We start from the raw sequence: 24,847 nt of genomic DNA on the forward strand, positions 1-24,847 counted from the left end.
CGCGCTGGCGGGTGTTGCCGTCAAGTCGCTCCACTGAGGAAAGATGTCGTTGGATCACAGGTAAAAACAGGCCGAAACATTTTATTAAACATGTCGGCACAGTGATGAAACATTCGCCGGCTAGACCGCCAGATGTCACGATTTGGTCGGAATCGGCCGCCAAACGCTGAACACGAAACCGTTACCAGGGAAGAGAATCATGGCTCGCAGCAAGCAGGAACAGAACCGACAAACGCAGCCGGCTCTCACCAGCCACTACCGCGCGATCGGCCCGGCGGCCATCGTCGCCGCCCTCCTCCATACCGCGAAGAAGAAGAAGCCCGCGCAGAAGATCGTCTCGCCGCGCGCCGCCTGAAGGCACGATCGGCACGGTCCCCGATGATGGGGACGCCGTCGATGAGGGCGCTAGAGAGCGCCCTGGAGATGAAGGCCTCCGGAATCAGCCTCGCATGGCCGATAGTCTTCGCTAAAACAAGCTCATCTGGTTTTCGTCCGCGCCAGGTTTCTGGCGCCCGGGCTTTTCGGCCTGCGGTGAAACGATGCCGCGCTCTTGGATCTCCGGCCCGGTGTTGGCGACCTTGTTGACAAGGCCGGAAACCGGTATCGCCTCGAAGAAATCGGGATCGGCCGGCTTTAGCAGATCGAGCACGTCGCGCGGCTCCTGCGTGCGGCAATCGAGCCAGCGGGCGAAGTCGCGCTCCTCGATGACCACCGGCATGCGGTCGTGGATATGGGCGATGCCGGCATTGGCCTCGGTCGTGATGATCGCGCCGGTATCCATCTCCGAACCGCCAGGCTCAGCGTAAGTCTCGATCAGGCCGGCGAAGGCGAGCACGCCGGCGCGTCGCGGGCGGATCCAGTAGGGTTGCCCCCTGGCCCCACCCGACTGCTGCCACTCGTAGAAGCCCGATGCCGGCACAAGAGCGCGCCGGTGGCGCATGGCGGCCTTGAACGAGGCTTTTTGCAGCACGCTTTCGGAGCGGGCGTTTATGAGCAGCGGAAACGCCTTGGTGTCCTCGACCCAGGCCGGGATCAGGCCCCAGCGCACCAGCATCGCCTGGCGGTCCGGCAGGTTCGAGCCAGGTTCCCGCGGCGGGCCGGCAAGCGCCATCAGCACCGGCTGTGTCGGCGCTATGTTGTAGCGGGCCGGAAATTCCTCCAGCTCGGCCAGACCGAGAAAGGCGGCAGTCTGATCCGGCGTGGCGGTCAGGGCAAAGCGTCCGCACATGGATTTGGGCTCACCAATTGACGGACCATGAAAGTGGCGATGGAACCGCCGCGCCGCAACGGCTAAAGCTGGTTTCGCCCAATCGGTCCACAAAAGCCTGCAGGAAGATCGGCACGCATGGAACAGCGCAAGATCATACCGGCCGTTTCCGTCGCGGTCGTTCGCGGCGGCACCGTGCTTCTGGTCAAACGTGCGCGAGCGCCGTCGCAAGGGCTCTATGCCTATCCCGGCGGCAAGGTCGAGCCGGGCGAAACGCTGGCGGAGGCGGCGGCGCGCGAATTGCTGGAGGAAACCGGGCTCAAGGCGACGGGCTATCGCCCGCTTCGCGACATCCATATCGACGGCCGTGCTGAAAACCACGCGGTCGACTATCTGCTGACGGTGTTCGGCGCCGCCTATGCCGGCGGCGAGCCCGTGGCAAACGACGACGCCGAGACCGCGGCGTTCTACACGCTGGCGGAAATGGCAGGGATGCCGCTTGCCGGCGATGTGTTCTCTGTCGCCGAGGCGTTGCTTGGCCCCGCGCAAGGCGCCAGGCGGTGAGCATCCAGAATGGCCTTGCAGGCGACAAAATGTTTCGCCACAAAGCCCTGCCCTTTCATCGCAAGGCTTTGATGACCCGCGCTTCCGCTTTTCTCGCCGCGTGCCTCGCCGTCAGCGTCGCYGCAGCGGCACCCCCGGCGCTCGCCGCCGAGGCGCCTTTCGAGCCGGGGCTGATGCGGCTGGCCGAGGTGCTCGGATCGCTGCATTTCCTGCGCAATCTCTGCGGTGAAAAAGGCGACCAGTGGCGGATCCAGATGGAAAAGCTGCTCGAGTCGGAAAATCCCGATCCCGACCGGCGCGCCCGCTTCATCGCCTCGTTCAATCGGGGCTACCGCTCCTTCAGCGGCACCTACACCCAATGCACGCCTTCGGCGGCCGAGGCCATCGCCCGCTACATGAAGGAAGGCGAGACGCTGTCACGCGACATCGCCTCCCGCTACGGGAATTGAGCCCGGCTCGTCCGGCGCAAGGTTTTACGCAGTTTTTTTGCGGCAATCGGCGCCAATGTGAGGTGCCTTATTGTCTCCTGTCCCGCTCTGGTGCAATCATGTGTTGCGCTTGCGCAACAGCGTTAATGAAACGTTAGCGCGCACTTGCGGAATTAACTCAAACTGAAGGTTTTGATGCCGCGAGCCGGTCTAATCGGCTAAGCTCGGCATCGATTGAGGGCAGTCTCGCCCACAATGTAGATTTCGACCCCAAAAATGTCGTATTTACAACGGCTTAAGTGAGACTGCAGACGAACTGGCAGACCAAGCCGGATCCGTCCGTCGGATCGCCGCTTGCAGAAGGTGGACATCGCAAATGGAACATGGTGTCAGCGACATCGACGCGTTGGTCAGGGAAGAAAAGCGCCTGACAGCCGTGGAGAGCCACAGCGAAGCCTGGGCGGAAGGCCTGTCGGCTGGCATCGAACCGGAAATCATCGCCGAAGCAGCACTGGAGACGGCTTTCGGCGAGATGCTGCGCGCCAATGGCGAGACCTCGGCGCTGGCGCTGCTCGACCGCATGCGCGAAAAGGTGATTGCCGGCGCCTTCGAACCGGAACGGCTCAAGCACTAGTCACCTGTTTTGACAGCGACTTTTTGACAGTGAGTTTTGACGCGGGCGCGCCGTTTGGGCATCATACCCATGCGCTTGATTGTTCGGAGCGCGGCCCGGGCCAGGCCGGGTAACAATGGAGAGGCAAGCGGTGAGATTTTCGATGTCAGGCCGGCCACGCGGGCTGGCCCTCAGCATCCTGATCGCCGCTTCCTGTCTGGCGTTGCCGCTGTGCCTCGCCAGCACGCCTTCCTACGCGCTGAGCGAGATCCAGCGCGAGGACCTGCCTTCCCCGGTCGTCCCGCCCGCCAACGGCGACAGCGCCGCGCCCGGCACCGCCGTGCCGATGCCGGAGGCGCCCGGCACCAAGCCCACGGACGGCGGACAGCCGGCCGACGACACCGATAAGCAGGAGCCGGAAACGCCGCCCGCCAATGGCGGCATCACCAGCCCGCGCGCCGATCCGGACGCGCCGCCGCCTGCGGTCGTCTACGACCTCAACACGCTTCCCGAACCCGTCAAGCGCATGCATGGGCTGATCATCGAGGCCTGTAAAAGCGGCGACATCGAGAAGCTGAGGCCGCTGATCGGCAAGGGCGATGCCATGACGCAACTGTCGCTGGGCGACATTGACGGCGACCCGGTCACCTTCCTGAAGGGCCTCTCGGGCGACGGCGACGGCCAGGAGATCCTCGCCATCCTGGAAGAGGTGCTTTCGGCCGGCTATGTGCATGTCGACGCCGGCACGCCGCAGGAACTCTATGTCTGGCCGTATTTCTTCGCGCTGCCGCTCGACAAGCTCGACCCCAGGCAGCGCGTCGAATTGTTCAAGCTGGTCACAGCCAGCGACTATGACGACATGAAGCAGTTCGGCGCCTACATTTTCTATCGTGTGGGCATCACGCCGACGGGCCAGTGGCTGTTCTTTGTGGCCGGGGATTGAGCCGCTTTAAACCGGCAGCGCCTCGGAAAACTCGACCGCCCTGCCCTGGCCGGGCGTCACGATCTCGCCTTCCCACATGACGCGGGTGCCGCGCACGATGGTGCCGACCGGCCAGCCGGTGACCTCCTTGCCGTCATAGGGCGTCCAGCCGGCCTTGGAGCCGGCCTGGGCGTTGGCGATGGTCTCGCGGCGCTTCATGTCGACGATCGTGAAGTCGGCGTCGTAGCCGGCGGCGATGCGGCCTTTCCTGGCCATGCCGAAAATGCGCTGCGGACCGTGGCTGGAAAGGTCGACGAAGCGCTGCAAGGTGAGCCGGCCGGCATTGACGTGGTCCAGCATGATCGGCACCAGCGTCTGCACGCCCGTCATCCCAGACGGCGAGGCCGGATAGGTCTTCGCCTTCTCGGCCAGCGTGTGCGGCGCGTGGTCGGAGCCAAGAACATCGACGATGCCTTGCGCAACGCCATGCCAGACGCCGTCGCGGTGGCGGGCGTCACGCACCGGCGGGTTCATCTGGATCAGCGTGCCAAGTCTGGCATAGTCGTCCGCCGTCAGCGTCAGATGATGCGGCGTGACCTCGCAGGTCGCGACATCCTTGTGCTGCTGGAGGAAGACGATCTCCTCGGCGGTCGAGATGTGCAGCACATGGATGCGCGCGCGTGTCTGCCTGGCGATGCGCACCAGCCGCTCCGTGCAGCGCAGCGCCGCGATCTCGTCGCGCCAGACGGGATGCGACGATGGATCGCCCTCGACGCGCTCGCCGAGCCGTTCGCGCAGGCGGAACTCGTCCTCCGAATGGAAGGCGGAGCGGCGGCGGGTGTTGCGCAGGATCGAGGCGACGCCTTCATCGTCCTCGACCAGCAGGTCGCCGGTGGACGAGCCCATGAACACTTTTATGCCGGCTGCTCCCGGCAGCCGTTCCAGTTCGCCGACATCGCGCGCGTTGTCGCGCGTGCCGCCGACCCAGAAGGCGAAGTCGCAATGCATGCGGTTCGTGGCACGCCGCACCTTGTCGGCGAGTGCGGCCTCGCCGGTGGTCAAAGGATTGGTGTTCGGCATCTCGAAGACGGCGGTGACGCCGCCGAGCACCGCCGCGCGGGAGCCGGTCTCCAGGTCCTCCTTGTGCTCCAGCCCCGGCTCGCGGAAATGCACCTGGCTGTCGACGACGCCCGGCAGGATGTGCAGGCCCGTGCAGTCGATGGTTTCGCCGGCCGAGGCCTGGCCGAGATCGCCTATCCGCGCGATGCGTGCGTCCTTCACGCCGATGTCGCGACGACCCTCGCCGTCATGGTTGACCACGGTGCCGCCTGTCAGGATGAGGTCGAAGGTGGTTGCCATAGGCAGGTCCAATCTCTTGCGGGGGGAGTGTGGCCGGCTTACGTAATGACCGACCGTTTTGCAAGATCAGGCCGATTTCACGCTCATGCCCTTTGCCCAGCTCAAAGACCGCGCGCTCATTTCCGTGTCAGGCCCCGACGCCGAGCATTTCCTGCAAAACATCCTCACCACCGATCTCGATGCGCTCCGGCACGGCGAGGCAAAGCCCGGTGCGCTGCTTTCGCCGCAGGGCAAGATCCTGTTCGATTTCCTGATCTCGCGCGCCGGTGACAACGCCTTCCACCTGGAATGCCGTGCCGACATCGCCGACGACTTCGTGCGCCGCCTGATGCTTTACCGGCTAAGGGCGAAGGCCGATATTGCCAAGCAGGATCAGGCGCTTGTCACGATCGCATGGGGCGATGATTCAAGCCGCTCAGTTTCTGATTCAACGGCGCTTGCCGACACGCGTTTTCGCGACATTGCGATCAGCCGCACTTATGGCGGCGAAACAAAGGACGGTGACGATCCAAATACCTGGCAAAAAATTCGCATAGGCTATGGCATTGCCGAAAGCGGCAGCGACTACCAGCTTGGCGACGCATTCCCGCATGATGTGCTGCTCGACGAAACTGGCGGAGTCGGCTTCAAGAAGGGCTGCTATATCGGCCAGGAGGTCGTCTCGCGCATGCAGCATCGCGGCACCGCCAGACGCCGTGTGCTGATAGCGTCGGCCGATAGCCCCCTGCCCGCTGCCGGGGCCGAGCTCACGGTCGCCGGGCGGCCGGTGGGGACGCTCGGGTCTGTCGACGGCCGGACCGGTCTTGCCGTTGCCCGCATCGACCGCGTCAAGGCGGCGATCGACGCCGGCGAAGCGATCATGGCGGGCGAGACTCCGGTGAAGCTCGCGATTCCCGCCTGGGCGAAATTCGCCTTCCCGCAGGACGCGGCCAGCGCGGAGGAGGCCTGATGGCGGCCGACCGGGCAGGCGCGCCGCCGCGCGCCTGGCAACGCATGCTTTCGGGCCGGCGGCTCGACCTGCTCGACCCCTCGCCGCTCGACATCGAGATTGCCGACATCGCGCATGGGCTTGCACGCGTCGCGCGCTGGAACGGCCAGACCAGCGGCGACCATGCCTTTTCCGTTGCGCAGCATTCGCTGCTGGTCGAAGCGCTTTACGGTGAATTGGCGCCGCAGGCCACGGTCGAGGCGCGGCTCGCCGCGCTGCTGCACGACGCGCCGGAATATGTCATTGGCGACATGATCTCGCCGTTCAAATCGGTGATGGGCGGCTCCTACAAGGACTGCGAGTTGCGCCTACAGCGCGCCATCCACCTGCGTTTCTCGCTGCCGGCGGAGCTTAACGCGGCCTGGCGCAAGGACATCAAGCGTGCCGACCAGATCGCCGCCTATTACGAGGCGACGCTGCTGGCCGGCTTCTCGACGGCGGAGGCGACCGAATATTTCGGCCGGCCGCGCGGTTTTTCGGCCGACCGCTTCGACTTCACGCCAAAATCCGTGACCTGGGCACAAACGGCTTTTCTGAAGCGTTTCAAGGCGCTGGAAGCCAAGCGCCAATCCTCGCTTGTGGTAAATTCGGTTCCATAAGAACGCTAAATTAACCGGCGAGCAGGACAGTATCGCGTTCGGTCACGGTCCGAAGGCGTGCTCATGCCCGGCGTTCATGTCAAGACGGCTTCCACCGCCGGCAAGCGAAGAACGGCCGCTATTGGTCCGGCACGACGGATCGCGGAGGAACTACGGGCCCAGAACGAACGCTTCGCGGCGGCTGTCGAGAACATGTCGCATGGGCTGTGCATGTTCGATGCCGACGAGCGGATGATCATATGCAACCGCAACTACATCGACATCTTCCGCCTGGACGCCAAGGTGGTGAAGCCAGGCATTCGTTTCTTCGACATCCTGCAGCACAGCGTCGACATAGGCATCGCTGGGCAGAGCGCCGACGAGCTTTATGCCATCCGCAAGCCTTACATCGACCGCGCCAAGCCTTCGACCTATGAGGAAATTCTGTCGGACGGACGCATCATCGTCATTTCGCACCGGCCGATCGCGGTCGGCGGCTGGGTGTCGATCTACGAGGATGTGACGGAGCAGCGGCGCGCCGAAGCCGAGCTGAAAGAGCAATATCGCCGCTTCGACGCTGCTTTGGCCAACATGTCGCAAGGCCTGCTGATGTACAACGCCGAGGGCCACCTGATCGTTCGCAACCAGCGCTTCCTGGATCTGTGCAACGCGAAGGCCGCCGATTTCGCGCTCGGCATGACGCATGGTCAGATGCTGGCGAAACTCGTTGGTCTCGGCATATTCGTGCCTGTTGAAGTCGATATCGAGGTGGCAAAGACGAAGGCGGCCCTCGACGCGGGCCAGTCGCGGTCGAGCTATCGCGAACTCGTCGACGGCCGCACGCTGTTTGTCTCCCGCCGGCCGCTCGCCGGCGGCGGCTGGGTTGCGACCTTCGAGGACGTGACCGAACGGCGCCGTGTCGAAGCGCGCATGACGCATCTTGCGCATCACGACACGCTGACCAATCTGCCCAACCGCTCGATGTTTCGCGAAAAGCTGGATCAGGCGCTCGGCGAGGCCAAGGCCAAGCCGCTGGCGATCCTCTCGCTCGACCTCGACCGCTTCAAGGCCGTCAACGACACATTCGGCCACCCGGCCGGGGACTGGCTGCTGAAATGCGTGGCCAAGCGGCTGCAGCATGCGGTGCGCGGCAGCAAGGATGTGGTGGCACGCTTCGGCGGCGACGAGTTCGCCATCATCCAGTCGGGCATCAAGAGCGCCGCAGATGCCGAAAAGCTCGCAAAGCGCATCGTCGAGATCGTCGGCAAGCCCTACCGCGACAAGGGGCGTGAAATGCATGTGGGCGTAAGCCTCGGCATCGCGCTCTATCCCGGCGACGGACACGATGCCGATACGCTGCTGCCCAACGCCGACATGGCGCTCTACCGCGGCAAGAGCGAAGGCCGCAATGTCTATCGCTTCTTCGAGCCGGGCATGGATGCGCTGATGCGGGAGCGCCGGGCGCTCGAGGTCGATCTCGAGGCTGCACTCTCCAAGCGCGAATTCGAGCTGGATTTCCAGCCGATCCTCGACATCGGCTCCGGCAAAATCGTCGGCGCGGAAGCCCTGATGCGCTGGCGCTCGCCGTCGCGCGGCCTTGTATCGCCGGAAAACTTCATTCCCGCCGCCGAGGAGACGGGATTGATCGTGCAGCTCGGCGATTGGGCGCTGCGCAAGGCGTGCAACGTCGCCGCCAATTGGCCTCGTGACATGCGCATGGCCGTCAATGTCTCGGCCGCGCAGATCAAAAGCGGCGGCTTCGCCCGCAGTGTGATCGCCGCACTCGCCTTTTCCGGCCTGCCGGCCAACCGTCTGGAGTTAGAAATCACCGAAACGGTGATGATGGATGAAAGCGACGCGGTGCTGAGGACGCTGAGCCAATTGCGCGGCCTCGGCGTGCGCATCGCGCTCGACGATTTCGGCACCGGCTATTCCTCGCTCGGCTACCTCCGGCGCTTCCCCGTCGACAAGATCAAGATCGACCGTTCCTTCATCCGCGACCTCGACAGGCGCGACACGGCAGCGATCGTGCGCACGGTAATCGGGCTCGGAGCCGAGCTCGGCATCACCGTCACCGCCGAGGGCGTCGAGACCGAAGCGCAGCTCGACATGCTGCGCAAGGCCGGTTGCGGCGAGGCGCAAGGCTATCTGATCGGCTTGCCGGGCAAGCCGTCCGATATGAGCCGGCTGCTGCGTTCGCAGGCAYTGCAGCGCCAATCGGGCTGAGTGACGCCCTCAGTCAGCGTAGCGCACCGACATATTTCTCGTGGAAGCTCACATAACCGGGCTCGACCACTTTGAGATGCCGCTCGATCAGCCGATGGAATTCAGGCAGCTGGTGGAACGGCACGCCGGGATAGGCGTGGTGCTCGGCATGGTAGGGCATGTTCCAGGCGAGCTTGCGCACGAACCCGTTGGTCAGCGTCGTGCGGGTGTTTTCCAGCATGTTGGCGACGAACGGACAGCGGCCGTGCTCGGCCAGCAGATAAAGCCTCAGGAACGGCTGGCCGAGCAGCGCCGGCACGATCCAGACAGTGAGCACCACCCATGCCTTGAACCAGACGGCAAGCGCCAGCAGGACGACATAGAAGGCGATCATCGCCCGCGCCTCGGCCTTCACCTTCGGCAGACCTTTCGGCGGCACGTAGCTGTCGCGGCAGCGCCCCAGTGCATTGGTGTAGAGCGTCTTGAAATGCCCGCGCCACACCGGCAGGCCTGAGACATGGACGATGTATTGCCGCATCGTCTCGGGCTTCGGAAAAGCCAGCTCCGGATCGTTTTCGGGATCCTGGGTGAAGCGGTGATGGGCGAGGTGGAAGTAGCGGAACCAGTCGGCCGGCAGCGCGATCGCCAGGCTGCAGAACCGCGCGACCGTATCGTTCAGCCACTGCGTTTCGAACGCGGTCCTGTGCACGGTCTCGTGCAGCAACGTGAACAGGAACACGATCAGGATGCCCTGCGGCAGCATCAGGACCGGCCAGTACGGCACACGTGCCCCGATCAGCGCGCCAAGGACGACGATCGCGCCGAGATGGAGGGCGAACTGGAGAAGGCCCGGCCCATCGGACTTACCAGTCAGCCGGCTGCGCTGCTCATTGGTCAGCGAGGCTATGACCTGGCGATGGTCTACGGTTGCGTGATGGTCGACTGCGTTCATGCAGCCACGATACCCAGAAAGAAACCTTTCGAAAAACGAGGATTTCTGCAAAATAGATAAGGTCAACTTATCTTTTTAAATGATCATGGCCACCCTTCCCTCCCTACGCGGACTTCAGGCTTTCGAAGCGGCGGCACGCACAGGCAGCTTCGCCGCCGCGGCGGAGGAACTGTCGATTTCGGCCGCGGCCGTCAGCCAGCTTATCCGCACCGTCGAGGAGCAGATGGGGCGAAAATTGTTCCATCGGATCAACCGGCGGGCCGTGCTGACCGAGGCGGGAGTGGAGATGCTGCCGCGGCTCAGCATGGCCTTCCGCGAGATCAGCAGTGTCGCCCGCGACGTCGGCGGTGATGCCTTCCGCCCTAGGCTCGTCGTTTCGGTGCCGCCCTCCATGGCGATGGGCTGGCTTTCGGAGCGCATCGTCAGCTTTATTGCATCCCATGGAGCCGCCGACATATCGCTGAGAGGGGATGACGATCCGGTGCCGTTCGATCCTGAATTGATCGACATCCGCCTCTCCTACGGTCCGCACTACCGGGAACATCCGACCGAGGAGGTCGTCAGGGACGCCGTCTATCCCGTCTGCGCGCCGACGCTGGCCGGCGCGACCGGGTCCGAGAGCCTTGCCGGCCTGCCGCTAATCCACACCGATTGGGGACCGACCGGAGCGTCCTTTCCATCCTGGCGCAACTGGTTCGCGGCGGCGGGAAGCGAGCCGGGCCGCGCGGCGCAGCGCGGCCTTTCGGCCAACTCCTCGCGTGCAGCACTCGATCTCGCCATTTCAGGACTGGGCGTGGCGCTGGCGCAGGGCATCTATTGCGCCCGGGCGCTGGAGGATGGCAGACTGGTGCGGGCCGCCGCACAATCCTTGGAACTGCGCCAGCCCTATTGCCTGACGATCCCCGAACGCAGCGCAAGGCGCGATATCGTGGGTGCGTTCCGGCAATGGCTGGTCGGGGAATGCGTGCGCGCGGTCAAATCACCGGCGCTCGGCACCCAGCCATCCGAGAAACTCGTTTAGGGAACTACGGTGACGGGCACCAATCCTTCGTGCCCGCCTCGCTTTTCAGTCGAACGAAGTCGGAGATTTTTCAATGTCGCTCGAACTCATCAATCCGGCTGACCTGCCGGTTCCGGAGATGTACACGCAGGTCGTCGTCGCGACGGGATCCAAGCTGGTGTTCATCTCGGGTCAGCAGCCGGAAGACCTACACGGCAAGCTCGTCGGGCATGGTGATTTTGCGGCGCAAGCGCGCCTGTCATTCGCCAATCTCGGCCGAGCGCTCAAGGCGGCTGGCGCGCGGCCCGACCAGGTCTGCAAGATCACGATCTACATCGTCGACTACGACCGCGATGAACACGTTCCGATGATCGAAGCCGCGCAGATCTCGTTGTTTGGAGATCACAAGCCAGCGAATGTGATTGTCGGCGTGGCGATCATGTCTCCAGGCTACCTCATAGAGGTAGACGCGATAGCGGTCATTTGACGAGGAGACCGGAATCGACGCGCGCTGAGGGCTTTCAAAGATGCCCGGCCAGAGCCGCGACCATGTCCTTGCTCGTCGCCACCGGAATGATCTCGAACTCGACGAGGTCGTTCCACTCGATGGCCCAGCGCTGCAGGATCGTGACGTCGTCGGCCTCCACCAACAAGAAGCAGCGGCTCATGTCGGCCGCGATCCAGGAGTGGTGGACAACGAGCTCGTCGGGTTTCAGCCGGCCCTTATCGCGGAAGCGGCGATAGATTTCCTTGCGGTCCGCGCCGTGAAAGTCCTCGATCACCAGGAACAGCATTCTTTTCCCTCGGTTGAGTTATGGGGAACTGAAGAACTGAAGAACTGAGGAACTGAAGAACTGAAGAACTGAAGAACTGAAGAGATAGGAAAATGATTATTCGATAGTGCAAGGACGGATTTTCCGCGAGGCACCCCATTCTTCAATTCTTCAGTTCCTCAGTTCTTCAGTTCCTCATTTCCCCTTCCCACCCCGCTACTTCTCCGGCCGCTCCAGACGCTCCAGGAACCACTGTGTCAGCCGCACCCAGAGCTCGTCCTTCTCGCCGGAATCCTCCCAGCCATGGTCGAGATTGGGATTGTCGTTGACCTCGATGACGAAGACCCCATCCTTGGTCTCCTTGAGGTCGACGCCGTAGAGCCCGTCGCCGATGCATTTTGCGGCCTTGACCGCCGTCTCGACGACATGCGGCGGCGTCTGCTTCAGCGTGAAGGTCTTGATGCCGCCCTGGTCGGGCTTGCCGCTGGCCTTGTGGTTGACGATCTGCCAGTGCTTCTTCGCCATCAGGTAATGCACGGCAAACAGCGGCTGGCCGCCGAGCACGCCGACGCGCCAGTCATATTCGGTCGGGATGAATTTCTGCGCGATCAGGAGATCTGAATCTTCCAGCCACTCGGTCGCGAGCTTGGTCAGCTCCGCCATGTTCTCGCATTTCTTGACGCCGCGCGAGAAGGACGAATCCGGGATCTTCAGCACCAGTGGAAAACCCAGCGTCTGCGCCGCCACCTCGAAATCGGACGTGCCGGCGATCATCACCGTCGGCGGCACCGGCACCTTGTTGTAGGTCATCAGTTCGTTGAGATAGACCTTGTTGGTGCAGCGGATCATCGACAGCGGATCGTCGATCACCGGCATGCCTTCCTGCTGGGCGCGGCGCGCGAAGCGATAGGTATGGTTGGAGATCGAGGTGGTCTCGCGGATGAACAGTGCATCGTAATTGGCGAGCTTGGCGAGGTCCTTCTTGGTGATCGGCTCGACCTCGACACCCATCTTTTCGGCGATCCGCGCCCAATAGCGCAACGAGGAAATCTCGGACGGCGGCAGTTCCTCATGCGGATCGACCAGCGTCGCGAATGTGTAGCGCGCCGGCGTGCGGCCCTTGGTGTCGCGCCATTCGCGGTTGGTGTAGGTGTCCAGGCATTGCAGGAAGAGCTCTTCCTCGTCCTCGGTCATGCGGGCGAGCGGCAGAAAGCCGATCTTGCGGATCGAGGCCCATTCGGCGCTGTCCTTGATGTGGACCTCGAGCGCCGGCGCGCGGAACCAGTCGAACAACAGCTTGGCGAAACGGTCCCACACTTTCGACGGACCGATGCCGAAGAAGATCGCGACCTTGGCCGGGAACGCGCCGCCGAGGTCCTTGCGGCATTTGTTCAAGGCAAGCTCCAGCTCCGGCAGCGCGTGCTCGTAGAGCTTGCGCTCCGAAAGGTCGATCATGGTCTCGACCGTCGGGATGACCCTGTGGCCGCGCGATCCGGCGAGCAGCGAGGCGTAGTAGCCGCGGCTCTGGTAGCCGTAGTTGTTCGACAGGTTGATCACCTTTGGCCGCTGGCCGCGGAACAGCGCCGGATGGGCGAGATAGTCGCGATTGGTGATGATCTTGTGGGGTGTGGCCACCTGATCGATGTCGTTTTGCCTGCCTGTGAGGATAACCCAGGTCATTGTCTCAGCGTTTTCCCAGAGTGATGGCGGCGCGCAAACCGTCGCGACCGAACTGCGCCATGTTCATGAAAATGTCGTAGGGCACCGGAATGTTCGCGGCATCGAGGATCGTTTCCTGCCTCTCATCCTCGACCCAGGGGTCGTGGATCAGGATATGGTCGCCATCGTCGCCGATGGCCAGCACCCAATGCGGCACCTTCTTGCCGAACATCAGGAAGCCGCTGATCAGCACCACCACCAGCTTGCCCTCGGCAAGGGCGCCCCGGATGTCGCCGATGCCGAACGGACGGTAGTTGACAGGGATGCCGTAAAGCTCGGCGCGGCGGCGGAAATCGACTTGGGCGAGTTCCATCACCCGGCGCTTGTCCTCGCTCCTCACCGACTGCAGGAACAAGGCGCCGTAGAAGGAGACGAAAATCTCGGCGGCGAGCCCGCTCTCATAGCCGGCGACGGCCAGGCCGAAGGGCTCGCAGCCGCCGGGACCCGACATCATGAAGACCGTGGTCGCCTCGCGCCACAGGCGGATTTCCATGACCGGGTCGGGCACGAAGCCACGATCGAAATTGGCCATCGCCATCATCAGGCAGCACGGGCCGCAGGTGAATTCGCAGGTCTGCTGGTAGAACGGCACCTTGGTCGCGGTCGGCGTGTCGCCGCGCAGCGTCTTTTCATAGCGCAGCGCGGTCGCGCCATCCTCGTAATAGTCGGGCTCGCGGCCCAATTTCCGATAGCCGGCCTGTTCGTAGATGCGGATGGCGCGATGATTGTCCTCGCGTACTTCGAGGCGCAGCAGCAGCCGGTCGTGCTCGAAGGCGGCCTCCTCGGCAGCCGCCAGCAGAAGCCGGCCAATGCCGAGACGGCCGAAGAAAGGTCCGACGGCGATGGAATAAAGCCGCGCGACGCCGCTGCCCTTGCGAAACAGCACCACCGCATAGCCGGCGACGCGGCCCTCGTTCTCGGCCACCAGCATCTCGGCGGTCTCGCGTTCGATGAACTGGCGGAAAGAGCGGCGCGAGAGCCTGTCGCCCGGAAAAACARCCTTCTCGATGGCGGCGAGGTCATCGACGTCTGACGCGCGGGCCTTGCGGATCTCGGCAGGCATGCGGGCTAGGGAGAACCTCGATTGGGTTTAAGAAGCGGCCCCGGTGGATGCGTCGCGAATACTGGCCGAAGCGCCAGTATCCATCAAGCGCTATCGCTCCTTGATTAGGGCCGAATTGTGACAGTTTCCGCCACGGCAGGAAACGCCCAGGCGCTTGAACGGAATTGCCGTTCAAAGCACTGCCGGTCGCCGAAAAACGCAGCCGGTTCAGCTCGATATGCCGGCCACGAGCTGGCCGTAGGCGTTCTTTGCGACATCCGACAGGCGCTCCGGCGGCAACGAGCCGACGACCGCGCAGGCATAGCCCTTGTCCAGCCAGTAGACAGCCTCCGGCCCGCCGGTCTCGGCAGTATAGGTGCCCTTGGATGTCTCCGACGATTCGGCGGTGATGTAGAGCGAGACGCGCTCGCCTTTGGCGTCCTCATAAAGCAGCATCGCCGCCTTGCCCTGGTCTCCGGCAGGCAGCAACCGGCCACCGACGAGATCGAAGCCCTCGGCCGCAAGATCGGGCGCAACCAGCTTCAACCCGATACGGTTCGAGAGCCAGGTCTGGAGATGATCCTTGTCGCTTGCCGGAACCTCGACGGCGTGGCGCTTCTCGGCGGCGTAGATGACGTGGGCTGCGATCGCCTGCTCGGCGAGCTGGTCGTCGCCCTCGCCCCGGGCGATGCCGTCGATGCCCGCGACATAGCCGCCGAGCCCGCCGAGCGCGAGCATCACGGCCGCGGCAGCCGACAGCCACCAGCGCGAGCGCCAGGCCGGCACCTTCACGGGCGCCTCGCCAAGCACGACCTGCCGCAGCCTCGCCGGCACCGGCTCGTCCATCACGCCCGCGAAGGCGGCGCGCATGGCGGCGCGGTCGGCGATGTAGCGCGCGGACTTCGCCTTCATCTCGGGATTGGCCTCGAGCCAGGCGTCGTAAGCCATGCGCTCCTCGCCCGGCAGCTCGCCGTCGAGGGCCATATGGATATCGCGTTCGGAGAAATCGTGGCGGGTCATTTCTCAACGATCCTTATCGAGCGGCGGCGCGATGTGTCGTCGAGCAATCCTCGCAATTCCTCGCGGCCGCGCGCGATGCGCGACATCAGCGTGCCGGCCGGCACCCCAAGGATGTTGGCGGCCTCGGCATAGGAAAAGCCCTCGATGGCGACCATCACCAATGCCGCGCGGCGATCGGGGCTGATCGCCTGCAAGGCATCCATGATCTCGCGCGAGGCGATGGTCTCGACCTGATCGGCGGGCGCGGCTTGGGCCTCACCGGCTTCGAGAGGCAGCATCGCCGCCTCGCCGCGCCGGTTGACCTTGCGCATCTGGTCGATGAACAAGTGATGCATGATCGTGAACAGCCACCTCCGGGGGCTCTCTCCAGTCTGCCAGTTGTCGAGCCGCACAAGCGCCCGCTCCAGGCAATCCTGGACGAGATCGTCGGCGGAATCGCGCTCGCGCAGCAACGAGCGCGCATAGCGCCGCAACCGCGGTATTTCGCTCAGGATCGCTGCCTTCTTGTCGTCCATGACCGCTTGTTTCGAGGTCGCTTTCCATCCCGATAGAACGCGCCTTCCCGGCGCGGTGCAAGCAGTCAGCGCGAGGCGGCCGAACCGCTGCGTTTACCCAAGCACGTGAATAACGATGGTGGAGGGCGGTTTATTCCCAGCTCAAAGTCGTCCAGGACGGATTGTTTCATTACGTAATATAGGTATACTAGGTATATCACGTAGGAGGTGACCAATGAAGCAATTCACCTTTTCAGATATGAACCGCGCGTCGGGTGAAATCCTCGAAACGGCAATGATCGAGCCTGTCGCTCTTACAAAACGCGGCAAGGAGAAGCTGATCATCCTATCGGCCAGACAATACCGGCAACTCGTTGGTTCGTCTCATGCCGCCGCTTACACGCTGGAGGGCGCACCGGACGAGGTCCACGACGAACTGATGTCCGGGTTGGAAGCCATCATAACCGGCGATGAGCCGGATGTTTGAGCCCGGCGATCTGCTCCGGTACTACTATTTGTGGGCGCGGCAGGCTGACGCCGGTGAGGAATCCGGCCGCAAGGCGCGCCCTGTCTGCATAGTCGTCAGAACGCCGACCGCGCCGGCTGCGCTGTTCCTGTTCCCGCTCACCTCGCAACAACCCGATGCGACCCGCACGTATATTGCCATCAGTGAGATCGAGTGCCGGAGGGGCGGCCTCGATTTTCCATCATGGCTGATTCTCGACGAATACAACCGGGTGCGGACTGACGAAGCTTACGACCTGGTCTCGACCAAGCCGATCGGTTCTTTCAGTCCGGCGTTCGTGCGCAAGATTGCTGGCCTCATCAAAGAGGCAGCCAACCAGCGTCGGCTGCGGGGCGTTGTACGGAAATAGCAGCAGCGTCGAAGGAACCTAGCCCGCTCTCCCCTCCCTCGCCGCCCTGGTCAGCAGCCGTTGATAGAACAGGCCGATGCCGATCAGCACGGCACCGAGGCCGATGAAGGAGAGTGCGCGCAGCACGCCTTCCAGTTCCGACATGTCGAAGAGGAAGACCTTCACCACCGCGACCGCGATCAGCACCGCGGAGGCGATGCGCAGCACCTGCGATTTCAGCCAGACGCCGGCGGTGAGCAGCGCCACGCCGATGACCAGCCAGAGCGCCGAATAGGTGTAGGTCTCGACCTGGCCGAGCCCGCTCCACAAGGCGATGAACTCGCCCTTGAACAGGCGGCGCACCGACAGCGTCGCATAGGCGAAGGCTAGCAACGCGGCGATAAGGGCCAGCATTGCCGCATACCATCGCGGGCGCTTATCGCGGACATAGAGCGCCAGCGCGCCGGCGGCGACTGCCGGCAACAAATAGGCAAGGAAGAGGAGGTTGAAGACCGGGATCGTGCCGGTCGACTCGTCCGTCAACAGCGGGTTCAGCACCACGAAATGCTGAACCGCGATCAAGCCTGCCGAGACCACGCCGGCGGCCATCGAGCCATAGCGCAGAACCGAGCTTGGCGAGCGCATATCGATGGCGACGAGGATCGCGCCGGCGCCGAGCGCGATCAGCGTGTAGATCGCCTGTTCGGCAAGGGTCACGGTGCCGGTGTCGATGACGCCGCCATGCATGGCGTGGCGCACCAGCATGGCGATGGTGAGCAGCGCAAACAGCGCCGAGGCCGCCTCCATGGCAAGGCGTGGCCGGCCGTCGGTGGTGCGGGCGAGCTGCCAGGCAGCAAAGCCAAAGGCGAGCGCCGGCATGCCATAGCCCGGCAGCAGCCAGTTGAAGACCGGCGTCCTGGAGAGAAACGCCGCGCCGAAGATGGTCGGATCGAAGGCGACACGGCCGAGCACGGCGACCGCCGCGCCGACCGCGATCCAGCCCAGCACGGGATACGACCGCCAGCGCGTGGCCAGCGCCGGGATGACCGCAGCGGCTCCAAGCAGCACGGTCGTCCACCCCGAACCGAAGGCCATATGCAACATCAGCAGGCCGGCGATGCCGGCGCCGCCCAGCGCGAAGGAGACGGCTGGGCCGCCGGCCAGCGGCGGCTGCTCGGAGCGCGCTATCCACTCGCCGCCGGCGGCGAAGACCAGTGTCAGCAACAGCGCAGGCAGAGCGTAGCCGAAATCGCGGTCGACATCGCCGAAGGTGAGCCACAGGGCGGTGAGCACCACCAGCGGGACGATGACGCCCCAGGCGGCCCAGCACGCCGCGCGCGCCGGAGCAGTTGCGGCGAAGCGGCGCGCGGCCCAGAAACCGGCGCCGATGAAGACAAGGCCAAGCGCGATGCCGATGCGGAAAGTCAGGGCGTCGGACGACGCCAAAGGCTGAGCGTCCAGCCCGACATCGAGCGCGTTGGCGCCGATCGTGGCGGGCGGGATTATGCCGAGATAGATCAGCACGGTGGCGATGCCGGCGGCGAAGACCAGCGGAAGCGCGCGCGGCCGGTAGAGCGCCGCCGCGACCAGTGCAACCAGCAGGACAGCGCCGTGCAAGGCGTCGCCGGCGCTGGCAAAAGCCGGATCGACGGACAGGCCAAGCGCGCTCAGGGCGATGAAGAAGCCGGGCACGATCGATGGCCAGTCGAAGCCGCGCGCCGCAGCTTCGCGGCCAGTCGCCGAGAAAAGGCCGAGCCAGACGAAGGCAAGCACGACGAGCGTGGCCAGGCTGATGAACAGCACGGCGGCGAGGTTCACGTCCGGCGCGTCGACCATATAGAGAATGGTCCAGATGCCTGTGCCGGCGAAGGCAGCCGCCACCAGCGCCTTCCAGTCGCGGATGCGGGCGGTTGCCGCGGTCGCGGCAAGCATGATCGCCAGATAGACGAACAGGGCCCAGGGATTGGGCGCCTGCGAGGCGACCAGCGCCGGCGTGACCATCGCGCCGACGAGGCCGATGCCGGCCAGCGCCAGGCCATGCACCAGCGCAGCGCCGATGGTCGCGACGCCGATGACGCCCAGCAGCGCGAAGGCCGTCGCCGGACCAATAAAGCCATAAATGCCGTGCGCCGCGTAGACCGTGCCGAACAGGATGAAGGCGCCGGCCGCCGTCAGGATCGACGGGATATAGGCGCCGGCGGCGCCCTGCACCGGCACCTTGAAGCCGGTGCGGCGGATGAATTCGGCGCCGGCAATCAGCGCCAGGCCGAGGATGCCGGCCATGGTGAGGCGCACGCCGGGGCCGAAAATGCCGGCCTCGATGGTGTAGCGGATCAGGAACAGGCCGCCCAGCGCCAGGGCGATACCGCCGACCCAGACCGCCCAGCGCGTGCCCAGCGCCGTCTCAACATCGCTCTGGGGCGCCGCCTTGGCGGGCGCGGGCGATCCTGCCGCAGGCGTCTCGGCCACGGTGGCGGGTTGCGCCGGTTCGGCCGGTCCGGCGGATTGCGCAGGGGCAGCCTTGCCCTTCGTCCAGGGCCCGGCCACGGCCTCGCCTTCGGGCTCGGGCGTCGCGACGACCTCCTCGGTCGCGGTCGTGCCGTCAGCCAACGGCGCGGCAGGCGCTGCGGCTGCCTTGGCCTCCTCGGGAAGGCCTTCCTGCGCAGCGTCCGCCTTGGGCGCAGACAGCGAAGCGTCCGACTGCAGCAGGCCGCGCAGGACGCCCAATTCGCGCTCTATCAGCGCTATGCGGTTCTGCTGTCGTGAAACGATGACGAAAAGAGCTATGACGGCGGCAATGGCGATCAGGCTGAAAAACATGGCGGTTTCCCTCAAAACCAGACCAGTCGTGGGCAACAAATGCGGCAACGAGACGGCTGACGCAAATCAGCATCTTGCCGACTAACAAGATCGAGCATGTTTCATGACTGATTGCCAGCAACTTGCCGGTTTATCCAATGCCCGGCTGCGGCATTGAAGGGGGATCGCGCGACCTCTGCCGCGAAATACTTCGTGCTATTCTCGCGCGGACGAAGACAATGTCACGAGGTGACCGATGGCGCAGAAAAGCGCGGGCCTGCTGATCCACAGGGGCATTGCCGGTATGTTCGAATTCCTGCTCGTCCACCCTGGAGGCCCGTTCTGGGCCAGAAAAGATGAAGGCGCGTGGTCGATCCCAAAGGGACTGATCGGCGACACCGAGGACGAGCTCGAGGCCGCCAAACGGGAAGCCGAGGAGGAACTCGGCGTCGCCATCGAAGGCGATTTCCGGCCGCTCGGCAGCTACAAGCAGCCCGGCGGGAAGATCGTCATCGCGTGGAGTGTCGAGGCGGACGTCGATGCGGATGCCGTCAGGAGCAACATGTTCGCCATGGAGTGGCCGCCGAAATCGGGACGCCTGAAGGAATTCCCGGAGGTGGATCGAGCCGGCTGGTTTTCGCTGTCCGAAGCCGCGGTCAAGATCCTCAAGGGCCAGCGCCCCATGCTCGACGATTTCCTGGAACGGCGCAGCGCGGATTAGGCGCGCTTATCTGCTATCCGGTCTCAATCACCTTCACCGTGGCATGATGCCGACGCAGCGCGGCGAGGAAGCCGGCGCGGGCGTCGGGTGGATCGAGGCCGCGCGGCTCATAGACATGGCGGTTGAAGAAGAAGCCGCTCAGCCGGAACGCGTCTTCCAGGGCTGCCGCATCGGCGCGCAGGCCGGAGCCGCGCTGGAGGAAAGCCGGCAGCGCCAGCATCTTGTCGTGCCAGGCAGCACCCGCTGCGCGCGACACGGCGCGCCCGGATTTCGGCGAGACATAGGCGAGATCCTGCCTGGCGCCGGTCGCCGCGCATTGGCTGAGGTCGAGGCCGAAGCCCAGTTCGTCGAGGATGAGCAGCTCGAAGCGCGCCACCAGCTCCCCCGCCGCATCGGCATCGCCCAGATGCGAGATCATTACGGCAAGCGCCTCGTAAAGCCCGCCATGGGCGTCGCGCTCCGGCAGGAGCCTCAGATGCGCGGCCATGGTCTGCAACCCGTAGACCGCGACCGCGCTGTCCATCAGCCGCGCCGCATTCATCTCGATCGCCTCGGCCTGGAAGACGCCGAGATGCTCGTCGAGCCGCGCTCGCCACAAAAGGTCGACGCGGTTGCCGGGCTGCAGCACCGGCTGCTGCTTGCGCGAGCGCCCTCCCCGCACCAGGCCGAGATGGCGGCCATGCGCGCGCGTCATCACCTCGAGGATGGCGCTGGTTTCGCCATGCTTGCGGGTGCCGAGAACGATTCCCTCGTCGCGCCATTCCATGGACGGGAGCTTTTCACCTGTTGGACGGCGAAATCAAGGACACGAGCGGCCCGCCGGCCAATTGTCGGCTTTGATGCTCGTTGGAGACCTTCATCGGTCGCGTCCCGAATGGCAGCAATGCGCCTCCAACCGGAGGTTCAGGCAAAATTTGATCAAGCACGAATGCCGACTCTTTCGGTTGCGCTCGGCGCCGGGGTGGTCACAGCCCCAGTGCCGCGTGGACCCGTTCTTGGAAATACTGCACTCCTCGCTCATGCCGCCCCGAAAGCGGGCCGGAGCTATAGGCCCCTGCGGCATAGTTGCGGTGCGTATCGGCGCAGATGGTGTAGTCCTCGCGTACCACGGCCAAGGTGCCCTGCACGGATTTCGCCCTGCTCTCGGAGGCTTCCGCAGAGGTGTCGGCAAAGAAGAAATGGTAGTGCTGGTCTGTGTGATGCGGTGAGGTCGGGTTGATCCGGCTAACGTTCATGCCGCCATCGAAAAGCGACAGCGTCCAGTTCGGCCACATCCAAAGCCATTTGCCGCGATAGAACAAACCGTCTTTTGGCGGTGCGGTCATCCGGACATAACCGGGATGGGCGGTGGTCTGGAAAGCTTCGAAGTCGATGGCAGCGTAGAACGAGGGATGCGTGCCGGGGATGTGGTAGCCTTCGACGAAATTGTCGGTGTAGATCTTCCAGTTCGCCGCAAAGCTGACAGTGGCCTGATCGGTGGCGGCATAGCTCTCCAACGGCTCGTCCGCCAGTTCGGCGGGCAGAGAGCCAAGTTGATCCAGAAGACTTTCCTTCGGATCGAGTGCCGCGAAGAGCAGCCCGCGCCATTCGGATAACTGCACCGTCTCCAGCGGCCAGTCTTCGGCGATGATCGCGGGATCCTTGCCATACCATGGGGCCTGCACCAGCCGTCCGGTGTCGGCAAAGGACCATTTGTGATAGGGACAAACGATCAGCCCACATTTGCCCGCGCCATCGGCCAGAAGTTTCGCCCCCCGGTGGCGGCAGACGTTCTTAAATCCGCGCAAGCTCCCGTCCCGGCCCCGGATGGCGAATATCGGCGTGCCAGCGATGTCGATGGCAAGGTATTGACCCGACGACGCGACCGAGGCGACAGGCCCCATGAATTGCCAGGTGTGCGCGAAGATGTTGGACCGTTCCTGCTGCCAGATATCATCGCGGACATAAAGCGACGGGTCCAGGTTCAGGTATTGCACGGGCGGAGTGTGGGGCGTCGGGTGGTCGGGTCGCAAGCTGTCCGGTGTCATAGACTAATCTCCAGTTGCGGCAATCCTGTCGTAGGCGGGGCGACATCGCAAGGGAATGCGCTCCGCTGCGCACAGCCTGTAAGCCGATGGCGCTAGGCGGTCTTTGGGCCCGCACCGTTGCGCCTCGTCCAATTCGCCACAATGTGGATGAGCGTGGCTTGCCCGGCTTACCCCGGAAACTCCAGCCCCATCTCGCGGTAGCGCTCGGGGTCATCGCCCCAGTTCTCGCGCACCTTCACGAACAGGAAAAGGTGCACCTTCTGCTCGAGGATCTCGGCGATTTCGGTCCGCGCGGCCTGGCCGATGGAACGGATCGTCTCGCCCTTGTGGCCGAGCACGATTTTCTTCTGGCTGTCGCGCTCGACATAGATGACCTGCTCGATGCGCACCGAGCCGTCCTTCTTCTCTTCCCATTTCTCGGTTTCGATATGCGAGGAGTAGGGAAGTTCCTGATGCAGCCTGAGATAGAGCTTTTCGCGCGTGATCTCCGCCGCTAGCTGGCGCATCGGCAGGTCGGAGATCTGGTCCTCGGGATAATACCAGGGACCGGCCGGAAGCGTCTCGGCGAGATAGTCGAGCAGGTCCTTGCAGCCGGAGCCGGTGAGCGCGGAGACCATGAAGGTGCGCTTGAACGGCACGCGTTCGTTGGCGGTCGCGGCCAAGGCGAGAAGCGTTTCCGGCTTGACGCGATCGACCTTGTTGAGGACGAGCAGCATCGGCTGCCGGACGTCCTTGAGCCGATCGAGGATGGCGTCGGCATCGCCCTTGATACCGCGCTCTGCGTCGATCAGAAGCACGACGACATCGGCATCCTTGGCGCCACCCCATGCGGTGGTCACCATCGCGGTGTCCAGCCGCCGCTTCGGCTTGAAGATGCCGGGCGTGTCGACGAAGACGATCTGCGCGTTGTCATGCGTGGCGATGCCGCGCACGATGGCGCGGGTGGTCTGCACCTTATGGGTGACGATCGACACCTTGGCGCCGACCAGCTGGTTCACCAGCGTCGACTTGCCGGCATTGGGCGCGCCGATCAGCGCAACGAAGCCGGAGCGCATCGCGGGGGCTTCAGGGGTTTGCGTATCACTCATGCCACGCTCCATACGCCTTCGCGCAGCAAAAGAGTAGCCGCGGCGGCCTGCTCGGCCTCGCGCTTGGAGCGCCCGCTGCCGGTCGCCGGAGCGAAAGAGCCGACCTTGACGCTGACGGTGAACATCGGGTCGTGATCCGGCCCCTCGCGACCGTCGACGCGATAGGCCGGCACGGCGCCGGCCGCGGCTTGGTGCGCCCATTCCTGCAATTCGGTCTTGGCGTCGCGCCGCGCAGCCCCGATCGCTTGCGAACGCGGCTGCCAATAGCGATGGATGAAAGCGCGGGCAGCCTCAAGGCCACCATCCAGGTAAAGCACGGCAATCAGCGATTCCAGCGCATCGGCGCGCAGATTGGTGCGCTTGCGCCCGTCGAGATTGCGCACGTCGGAGCCGGCGCGGATAAGCTCGGGCAAGCCGATCTCCTCGGCGATTTGGGAGAGCGCCTCGGCATTGACCAGCGCGTTGAGGCGCAGCGACAGCTCGCCCTCGGCGGCATCGGGAAAGGTCGCGAGCAGCATGTCGGCGACGACAAGCCCGAGAACGCGGTCACCCAGGAACTCGAAACGTTCGTAGTCGACGCCGGCATGGGTCGAGCGCGCGCTGGCATGGGTCAGCGCCCGCTGCAGGCGCTGGCGGTCGGCGAAGGCATGGCCGGTACGCTCAACAAGCGCCTCGGCCAAGGCATCGGCGGTCAAACGCTTGCTGGCCGCCATCGCTCTATTGGACGAAATGGAACAGGCGCCCGGCCCGCATCAGCGACGGCCACTTCCATATCTCGAGCGGGCTCGCCTTGCCGGCGATCGAGAAGAAGATGAGGTTGGCGCGGCCGACAAGGTTCTCGGCCGGCACATAGCCGACGGCGAAGCGGCTGTCGGAGGAATTGTCGCGATTATCGCCCATCATGAAATAGTGCCCGGCCGGCACGACGAATTCGCGCGTGTTGTCGCCAATCGAATCGGAATTGATGTCGAGCGTGTCGTAGCTGACGCCGTTCGGCAGCGTTTCACGATAGACGTCGATCGGCCGGTTTTCCTCGGTGACGTCGGGATTGTCGATCTGACCGGTCTTCACGCGCGGCACGCCGACGTCATTGATGAAGAGCTGACCGTCCTTCATCTGGATCTTGTCGCCGGGCAGGCCGACGACGCGCTTGATGTAGTCGACCGACGGATCCGGCGGGAACTTGAACACCACCACGTCGCCGCGCTTGGGCTCCGAGCCCCAGATGCGGCCCGAGAAGAGATCGGGGCCAAACGGCAGCGAGTAACGCGAATAGCCATAGGCCCATTTGGTGACGAAGAGATAGTCGCCTTCGAGCAGCGTCGGCCGCATCGAGCCCGACGGAATGGAGAAGGGCTGGAAGAGCAGCGTGCGGATGACGAGCGCGAGCAGCAGAGCCTGGATGATGACGGAGACGGTTTCACCAAGTCCGCCGGATTTCTTCTGCGATTTTTCAGCCACGCTCATGTCGTCCTCGATTGTGCGATGTTGGTA

27 protein-coding genes are annotated in these 24,847 nt (G+C 64.2%); 13 read left to right on the forward strand and 14 right to left on the reverse strand.

Annotated elements, in window-relative coordinates; all coding sequences use genetic code 11:
- The first annotated feature begins 199 nt into the window (after positions 1–199).
- Positions 200–355, forward strand: coding sequence for a hypothetical protein (locus LCM4577_RS31460; protein WP_116390227.1), 156 nt, complete (start codon positions 200–202; stop codon positions 353–355).
- A 111-nt stretch (positions 356–466) separates the two neighbouring features.
- Here LCM4577_RS31460 and LCM4577_RS31465 read toward each other — a convergent pair whose 3' ends face one another.
- The gene (locus tag LCM4577_RS31465; RefSeq protein ID WP_071035687.1) at positions 467–1,228 is read right to left on the reverse strand and encodes an SOS response-associated peptidase; all 762 of its coding nucleotides are present in this window, start codon (positions 1,226–1,228) and stop codon (positions 467–469) included.
- Positions 1,229–1,345: 117 nt separating this feature from the next.
- Here LCM4577_RS31465 and LCM4577_RS31470 point away from each other — a divergent pair, with 117 nt between their 5' ends.
- The 4 genes from LCM4577_RS31470 to LCM4577_RS31485 all read left to right on the forward strand — a co-directional run bounded on the left by LCM4577_RS31470 (position 1,346) and on the right by LCM4577_RS31485 (position 3,755).
- Positions 1,346–1,771, forward strand: a complete 426-nt coding sequence (locus LCM4577_RS31470; RefSeq protein ID WP_041009514.1) for an NUDIX hydrolase — start codon at positions 1,346–1,348, stop codon at positions 1,769–1,771.
- Between the two features lie 71 nt (positions 1,772–1,842).
- Complete coding sequence (locus tag LCM4577_RS31475) at positions 1,843–2,220, forward strand: TIGR02301 family protein (RefSeq protein ID WP_041009585.1); 378 nt, start codon at positions 1,843–1,845, stop codon at positions 2,218–2,220.
- A 355-nt stretch (positions 2,221–2,575) separates the two neighbouring features.
- A complete protein-coding gene (locus tag LCM4577_RS31480; protein ID WP_040984202.1) occupies positions 2,576–2,833 on the forward strand; it encodes a hypothetical protein in 258 nt (85 codons plus the stop codon).
- 130 nt (positions 2,834–2,963) lie between these two features.
- Positions 2,964–3,755 carry a hypothetical protein gene (locus LCM4577_RS31485; protein WP_071074664.1) on the forward strand — a complete coding sequence of 264 codons (792 nt, stop codon included), beginning with the start codon at positions 2,964–2,966 and terminating at the stop codon, positions 3,753–3,755.
- A gap of 6 nt (positions 3,756–3,761) precedes the next feature.
- On the opposite strand, the gene LCM4577_RS31490 is transcribed toward LCM4577_RS31485, so the two are convergent.
- Positions 3,762–5,093 carry a dihydroorotase gene (locus tag LCM4577_RS31490; RefSeq protein WP_071074665.1) on the reverse strand — a complete coding sequence of 444 codons (1,332 nt, stop codon included), beginning with the start codon at positions 5,091–5,093 and terminating at the stop codon, positions 3,762–3,764.
- Between the two features lie 85 nt (positions 5,094–5,178).
- On the opposite strand from LCM4577_RS31490, the gene LCM4577_RS31495 reads away from it, so the two are divergent.
- From LCM4577_RS31495 to LCM4577_RS31505, 3 genes are all read left to right on the forward strand, one after another.
- Positions 5,179–6,042, forward strand: coding sequence for a folate-binding protein YgfZ (locus LCM4577_RS31495; protein WP_071074705.1), 864 nt, complete (start codon positions 5,179–5,181; stop codon positions 6,040–6,042).
- A complete protein-coding gene (locus tag LCM4577_RS31500; RefSeq protein ID WP_071035683.1) occupies positions 6,042–6,680 on the forward strand; it encodes a YfbR-like 5'-deoxynucleotidase in 639 nt (212 codons plus the stop codon). Before LCM4577_RS31495 ends, LCM4577_RS31500 begins: the two co-directional genes overlap by 1 nt.
- Before the next feature lie 63 nt (positions 6,681–6,743).
- The gene (locus tag LCM4577_RS31505; protein ID WP_071074666.1) at positions 6,744–8,885 is read left to right on the forward strand and encodes a bifunctional diguanylate cyclase/phosphodiesterase; all 2,142 of its coding nucleotides are present in this window, start codon (positions 6,744–6,746) and stop codon (positions 8,883–8,885) included.
- Positions 8,886–8,898: 13 nt separating this feature from the next.
- On the opposite strand, the gene LCM4577_RS31510 is transcribed toward LCM4577_RS31505, so the two are convergent.
- Positions 8,899–9,816: a fatty acid desaturase family protein gene (locus tag LCM4577_RS31510; protein ID WP_071035681.1), complete on the reverse strand. Its 918-nt coding sequence runs from the start codon at positions 9,814–9,816 to the stop codon at positions 8,899–8,901.
- Positions 9,817–9,901: 85 nt separating this feature from the next.
- Here LCM4577_RS31510 and LCM4577_RS31515 point away from each other — a divergent pair, with 85 nt between their 5' ends.
- Both LCM4577_RS31515 and LCM4577_RS31520 read left to right on the forward strand, forming a co-directional pair.
- Entirely contained in the window at positions 9,902–10,837 is a 936-nt protein-coding gene (locus LCM4577_RS31515) for a LysR substrate-binding domain-containing protein (protein WP_071074706.1), read from the forward strand.
- A gap of 73 nt (positions 10,838–10,910) precedes the next feature.
- Positions 10,911–11,303 carry a RidA family protein gene (locus LCM4577_RS31520; RefSeq protein ID WP_071074667.1) on the forward strand — a complete coding sequence of 131 codons (393 nt, stop codon included), beginning with the start codon at positions 10,911–10,913 and terminating at the stop codon, positions 11,301–11,303.
- Positions 11,304–11,337: 34 nt separating this feature from the next.
- Here the strand turns inward: LCM4577_RS31520 and LCM4577_RS31525 are convergent, their stop codons facing one another.
- The 5 genes from LCM4577_RS31525 to LCM4577_RS31545 form a co-directional block, all read right to left on the reverse strand.
- Positions 11,338–11,610: a DUF3303 domain-containing protein gene (locus LCM4577_RS31525; protein WP_040984213.1), complete on the reverse strand. Its 273-nt coding sequence runs from the start codon at positions 11,608–11,610 to the stop codon at positions 11,338–11,340.
- Between the two features lie 195 nt (positions 11,611–11,805).
- Positions 11,806–13,269 (reverse strand): RimK family protein, encoded by a 1,464-nt coding sequence (locus tag LCM4577_RS31530; RefSeq protein ID WP_071074668.1) that lies wholly within the window; start codon positions 13,267–13,269, stop codon positions 11,806–11,808.
- Positions 13,270–13,273: 4 nt separating this feature from the next.
- A complete protein-coding gene (locus LCM4577_RS31535) occupies positions 13,274–14,371 on the reverse strand; it encodes a GNAT family N-acetyltransferase/peptidase C39 family protein (RefSeq protein WP_071074669.1) in 1,098 nt (365 codons plus the stop codon).
- A 207-nt stretch (positions 14,372–14,578) separates the two neighbouring features.
- Positions 14,579–15,370 (reverse strand): anti-sigma factor, encoded by a 792-nt coding sequence (locus tag LCM4577_RS31540; RefSeq protein ID WP_071074670.1) that lies wholly within the window; start codon positions 15,368–15,370, stop codon positions 14,579–14,581.
- Positions 15,367–15,885, reverse strand: coding sequence for an RNA polymerase sigma factor (locus tag LCM4577_RS31545; protein WP_040984221.1), 519 nt, complete (start codon positions 15,883–15,885; stop codon positions 15,367–15,369). Before LCM4577_RS31545 ends, LCM4577_RS31540 begins: the two co-directional genes overlap by 4 nt.
- Before the next feature lie 214 nt (positions 15,886–16,099).
- Between LCM4577_RS31545 and LCM4577_RS31550 the strand changes: the two genes are divergently transcribed.
- Complete coding sequence (locus tag LCM4577_RS31550; protein ID WP_071035676.1) at positions 16,100–16,351, forward strand: type II toxin-antitoxin system Phd/YefM family antitoxin; 252 nt, start codon at positions 16,100–16,102, stop codon at positions 16,349–16,351.
- Complete coding sequence (locus LCM4577_RS31555; RefSeq protein ID WP_071074671.1) at positions 16,344–16,739, forward strand: hypothetical protein; 396 nt, start codon at positions 16,344–16,346, stop codon at positions 16,737–16,739. Before LCM4577_RS31550 ends, LCM4577_RS31555 begins: the two co-directional genes overlap by 8 nt.
- 18 nt (positions 16,740–16,757) lie before the next feature.
- Here the strand turns inward: LCM4577_RS31555 and LCM4577_RS31560 are convergent, their stop codons facing one another.
- Positions 16,758–19,538, reverse strand: a complete 2,781-nt coding sequence (locus LCM4577_RS31560; RefSeq protein WP_071074672.1) for a DUF2339 domain-containing protein — start codon at positions 19,536–19,538, stop codon at positions 16,758–16,760.
- Positions 19,539–19,773: 235 nt separating this feature from the next.
- On the opposite strand from LCM4577_RS31560, the gene LCM4577_RS31565 reads away from it, so the two are divergent.
- Positions 19,774–20,238: an NUDIX domain-containing protein gene (locus tag LCM4577_RS31565; RefSeq protein WP_071035673.1), complete on the forward strand. Its 465-nt coding sequence runs from the start codon at positions 19,774–19,776 to the stop codon at positions 20,236–20,238.
- Positions 20,239–20,251: 13 nt separating this feature from the next.
- On the opposite strand, the gene recO is transcribed toward LCM4577_RS31565, so the two are convergent.
- From recO to lepB, 5 genes are all read right to left on the reverse strand, one after another.
- The gene (gene recO / locus LCM4577_RS31570) at positions 20,252–21,004 is read right to left on the reverse strand and encodes a DNA repair protein RecO (RefSeq protein ID WP_071074673.1); all 753 of its coding nucleotides are present in this window, start codon (positions 21,002–21,004) and stop codon (positions 20,252–20,254) included.
- A 199-nt stretch (positions 21,005–21,203) separates the two neighbouring features.
- Positions 21,204–22,265 (reverse strand): aromatic ring-hydroxylating dioxygenase subunit alpha, encoded by a 1,062-nt coding sequence (locus LCM4577_RS31575; protein WP_082047224.1) that lies wholly within the window; start codon positions 22,263–22,265, stop codon positions 21,204–21,206.
- Between the two features lie 167 nt (positions 22,266–22,432).
- On the reverse strand, positions 22,433–23,365 hold the full coding sequence (era, locus tag LCM4577_RS31580) for a GTPase Era (protein ID WP_198541116.1): 933 nt from the start codon (positions 23,363–23,365) through the stop codon (positions 22,433–22,435).
- Positions 23,350–24,066: a ribonuclease III gene (gene rnc, locus LCM4577_RS31585; protein WP_071074674.1), complete on the reverse strand. Its 717-nt coding sequence runs from the start codon at positions 24,064–24,066 to the stop codon at positions 23,350–23,352. Before rnc ends, era begins: the two co-directional genes overlap by 16 nt.
- A 4-nt stretch (positions 24,067–24,070) precedes the next feature.
- Positions 24,071–24,820: a signal peptidase I gene (lepB, locus tag LCM4577_RS31590; protein WP_071074675.1), complete on the reverse strand. Its 750-nt coding sequence runs from the start codon at positions 24,818–24,820 to the stop codon at positions 24,071–24,073.
- Positions 24,821–24,847: the final 27 nt, after the last annotated feature.

This window comes from Mesorhizobium sp. LCM 4577, from assembly GCF_001854795.2.
Classification (GTDB): Bacteria; Pseudomonadota; Alphaproteobacteria; order Rhizobiales; family Rhizobiaceae; genus Mesorhizobium; species Mesorhizobium plurifarium.

Excerpts from the sequence above, each read along its gene's own strand:
- LCM4577_RS31460 (WP_116390227.1), top strand. The coding sequence starts at position 200 with ATGGCTCGCAGCAAGCAGGAACAGAACCGACAAACGCAGCCGGCTCTC.
- LCM4577_RS31465 (WP_071035687.1), bottom strand. The coding sequence starts at position 1,228 with ATGTGCGGACGCTTTGCCCTGACCGCCACGCCGGATCAGACTGCCGCC.
- LCM4577_RS31470 (WP_041009514.1), top strand. The coding sequence starts at position 1,346 with ATGGAACAGCGCAAGATCATACCGGCCGTTTCCGTCGCGGTCGTTCGC.
- LCM4577_RS31480 (WP_040984202.1), top strand. The coding sequence starts at position 2,576 with ATGGAACATGGTGTCAGCGACATCGACGCGTTGGTCAGGGAAGAAAAG.
- LCM4577_RS31490 (WP_071074665.1), bottom strand. The coding sequence starts at position 5,093 with ATGGCAACCACCTTCGACCTCATCCTGACAGGCGGCACCGTGGTCAAC.
- LCM4577_RS31495 (WP_071074705.1), top strand. The coding sequence starts at position 5,179 with ATGCCCTTTGCCCAGCTCAAAGACCGCGCGCTCATTTCCGTGTCAGGC.
- LCM4577_RS31500 (WP_071035683.1), top strand. The coding sequence starts at position 6,042 with ATGGCGGCCGACCGGGCAGGCGCGCCGCCGCGCGCCTGGCAACGCATG.
- LCM4577_RS31510 (WP_071035681.1), bottom strand. The coding sequence starts at position 9,816 with ATGAACGCAGTCGACCATCACGCAACCGTAGACCATCGCCAGGTCATA.
- LCM4577_RS31515 (WP_071074706.1), top strand. The coding sequence starts at position 9,902 with ATGGCCACCCTTCCCTCCCTACGCGGACTTCAGGCTTTCGAAGCGGCG.
- LCM4577_RS31520 (WP_071074667.1), top strand. The coding sequence starts at position 10,911 with ATGTCGCTCGAACTCATCAATCCGGCTGACCTGCCGGTTCCGGAGATG.
- LCM4577_RS31525 (WP_040984213.1), bottom strand. The coding sequence starts at position 11,610 with ATGCTGTTCCTGGTGATCGAGGACTTTCACGGCGCGGACCGCAAGGAA.
- LCM4577_RS31530 (WP_071074668.1), bottom strand. The coding sequence starts at position 13,269 with ATGACCTGGGTTATCCTCACAGGCAGGCAAAACGACATCGATCAGGTG.
- LCM4577_RS31540 (WP_071074670.1), bottom strand. The coding sequence starts at position 15,370 with ATGACCCGCCACGATTTCTCCGAACGCGATATCCATATGGCCCTCGAC.
- LCM4577_RS31545 (WP_040984221.1), bottom strand. The coding sequence starts at position 15,885 with ATGGACGACAAGAAGGCAGCGATCCTGAGCGAAATACCGCGGTTGCGG.
- LCM4577_RS31550 (WP_071035676.1), top strand. The coding sequence starts at position 16,100 with ATGAAGCAATTCACCTTTTCAGATATGAACCGCGCGTCGGGTGAAATC.
- LCM4577_RS31555 (WP_071074671.1), top strand. The coding sequence starts at position 16,344 with ATGTTTGAGCCCGGCGATCTGCTCCGGTACTACTATTTGTGGGCGCGG.
- LCM4577_RS31560 (WP_071074672.1), bottom strand. The coding sequence starts at position 19,538 with ATGTTTTTCAGCCTGATCGCCATTGCCGCCGTCATAGCTCTTTTCGTC.
- LCM4577_RS31565 (WP_071035673.1), top strand. The coding sequence starts at position 19,774 with ATGGCGCAGAAAAGCGCGGGCCTGCTGATCCACAGGGGCATTGCCGGT.
- recO (WP_071074673.1), bottom strand. The coding sequence starts at position 21,004 with ATGGAATGGCGCGACGAGGGAATCGTTCTCGGCACCCGCAAGCATGGC.
- LCM4577_RS31575 (WP_082047224.1), bottom strand. The coding sequence starts at position 22,265 with ATGACACCGGACAGCTTGCGACCCGACCACCCGACGCCCCACACTCCG.
- era (WP_198541116.1), bottom strand. The coding sequence starts at position 23,365 with ATGGAGCGTGGCATGAGTGATACGCAAACCCCTGAAGCCCCCGCGATG.
- rnc (WP_071074674.1), bottom strand. The coding sequence starts at position 24,066 with ATGGCGGCCAGCAAGCGTTTGACCGCCGATGCCTTGGCCGAGGCGCTT.
- lepB (WP_071074675.1), bottom strand. The coding sequence starts at position 24,820 with ATGAGCGTGGCTGAAAAATCGCAGAAGAAATCCGGCGGACTTGGTGAA.